Origin of the sequence: Streptomyces sp. DH12 (genome assembly GCF_020873895.1) — a bacterium.
Classification (GTDB): domain Bacteria; phylum Actinomycetota; class Actinomycetes; order Streptomycetales; family Streptomycetaceae; genus Streptomyces.
Window position 1 is genome coordinate 1 of sequence record NZ_JAHWGT010001593.1, and the last position, 396, is coordinate 396.

1 protein-coding gene is annotated in these 396 nt (G+C 70.5%); it reads right to left on the reverse strand.

Features of this window, described 5'->3' with window-relative positions:
* Positions 1-92 precede the first annotated feature (92 nt).
* On the reverse strand, positions 93-396 hold a 304-nt coding region (locus LPA54_RS41250), incomplete at its 5' end, for a DUF2252 family protein (RefSeq protein WP_228985513.1).

Below are 396 nucleotides of genomic sequence, written 5' to 3' on the forward strand. Positions count from 1 at the left end.
GAGCTGGGGTCCGGATATGTCCATGGCGGCTACGAGTGTGGCACGTGCTCCGTTAAGGGATCCGTGAAGGGGGCCTGTGAATGTGCGGAAGGTTACAGGCCCGGGATCCGGCCGTTGCGGAACAGGTCGAGGAAGATCTGGTGGTCCCGGCGGGCCCGCGCCCCGTAGTCGTGGGCGAAGTCCACCAGCAGCGGCACCAGCGCGTCCTCGTCGGCCGCGATCGCCGCGTCGATGGCCCGCTCCGTGGAGAACGGCACCAGCGACTCGCCGGAGGTGTCGTCCGCCGCCGCGTGCATCGCCGCCGTCGCCCGGCCCAGGTCGGCGACCACCAGCGCCATCTCATCCGGGTCGTCGAGGTCGCTCCAGTCCAGGTCCACCGCGTACGGCGAGACCTCG